A 1,827-nucleotide genomic window follows, 5' to 3' on the forward strand; every position below is an offset into this window, starting at 1 on the left:
CCCCGCCCCTTCCGCCGCCCGCTGGCCGGCCAACCTACTCCGCGGCGGGCCCGGTTCGCCCCAACGCCCGCTCCTACAAGATCACGCGCGCGGGAAACATCGCGACAAGAGACCGCCTTCAGTTTCGCGATTCGCCGCCGATAGCCTCTGACGCACGAAGATGCGTCCCGATAATTTCGCCTCGCCACCGCACACTCGTTCTTGCCAGCCACGGGCCGTCGATCCCGCGGTGACGCCTGCCTGGAGTATTCGACATGTACGATTGGCTAGTAGTACAGCTGGGACGCCTGAACGTCAGCCTGAAGCTGGTGGTGGGCTTCGGCATCCTTCTCTTCCTCACCCTGCTGGTCCTGCTCAGCGGCCTGCACAGCCTGGACAACCAGGCCGAACGCGGCGAGCAGATGGCGACCATCACCGAGCTCAACGACCTCAGCCAGCAGGCCAACCTCGCCCGCCTGCAATTCGAGCTGGGCGGCGACCGCAGCCAGGCCGAACGCGTCGAGCAGCACAGCACGAAGATGCTGGAGGTGATCGAGCAGCGCCTGAAAGGCAGTGATATCGACGCAGCGCAACTGAGCGCGGCACGCCAGGCCGTCAGCCAGTACCGCGAAGCCTTCGCCGCCCTGACCCGCGCCGTGGACCAGCGCACCCAGGCCCGTGGCACCCTGGTCGGCAGCGCACAGAGCGCCCTGCAGGCCTTCGAGGCGCTGGACAAGCAACTCTTCGACCTGCTCGCCGAACAACCCGGCGACGCCCAATTGCTGAGAGGCGCCCAGGCCGTCGGCCAGCTGCACCAGCAACTGCTGGTGGTGCGCTATCAGGTGCGCGGCTATGTCTTCGAGCAATCCGCCAGCGCCGAGCAGGCCGCTTTCGCCGCTTTCGACAAGCTGCGCGACAGCGGCGCCGGCCTGCAGGGCCAGTTGCCGGCCATCGCCGCCGACGGCCTGGGCGCGGCGCTCAAGGACCTGCAGGACTACCGCAGCGGCATCGAGCACTTCCGCGATGGCGTGAACGCCACGCAGCAGGCGCGCAAGGGCCTGAGCGGCGCCAGCGAAGCGCTGCTCGCCGCCGCCACTCGCCTCTACGACGACACCCTGGCGCGCAACGACGCCGAGACCGCCGCCGCCAAGACCCGGCAGATCCTGATTGCCGTGCTCGCCCTGGCCTTCGGCCTGCTGTCGGGCTGGGCGATCAACCGGCAGATCGTCCGCCCGCTGCACGAGGCCCTGGAGTTGGCCGAGCGTATCGCCCAGGGCGACCTCTCCCAGGGGCTCACCCGCGATCTCAACCTGCAGCGCAGCGACGAACTGGGTCAGTTGCAGCGGGTGATGCTGCGCATGCGCGAGAGCCTGGCGCAGCTGCTCGGCCATATCGGCGGCAGCGTCAGCCAGCTGGCCACTGCTGCTGACGAACTCTCCGCGGTCACCGAACAGACCCGCGCCGGAGTGAACAGCCAGCGCGTGGAGACCGAGCAGGTCGCCAGCGCCATCCATGAAATGGCCGCCACCGTGCAGGAGGTCGCGCGCAACGCCGAACAGGCTTCCGCTGCCGCCCGGCAGGCCGACCAGCAGGCTCGCCAGGGCGATCAGGTGGTGCAGGACGCGGTGAACCAGATCGACCGCCTGGCCACCGAGGTGGACCGCTCCGCCGAGGCCATGGAACGGCTGCGCCAGGAAAGCGAGAAGATCGGCAGCGTGCTCGACGTGATCAAGTCGGTGGCCGAGCAGACCAACCTGCTGGCGCTCAACGCCGCCATCGAGGCTGCCCGTGCCGGCGAGGCCGGGCGCGGTTTCGCCGTGGTCGCCGACGAGGTGCGCGGCCTGGCCC

At 69.2% G+C, this 1,827-nt stretch carries 1 protein-coding gene and 1 pseudogene; both read left to right on the top strand.

Going from position 1 to position 1,827, the window contains the following annotated elements; translation table 11 throughout:
• Positions 1–401 precede the first annotated feature (401 nt).
• A pseudogene (locus ACCC94_RS29535) lies at positions 402–1,295 on the top strand (methyl-accepting chemotaxis protein); the annotation flags it as partial.
• Between the two features lie 201 nt (positions 1,296–1,496).
• Positions 1,497–1,827 (top strand): methyl-accepting chemotaxis protein (locus ACCC94_RS29540; RefSeq protein ID WP_413353134.1); only part of this gene is annotated, 331 nt, incomplete at its 3' end.

It is taken from the genome of Pseudomonas sp. Pseusp97 (assembly GCF_047304025.1).
GTDB lineage: Bacteria > Pseudomonadota > Gammaproteobacteria > Pseudomonadales > Pseudomonadaceae > Pseudomonas.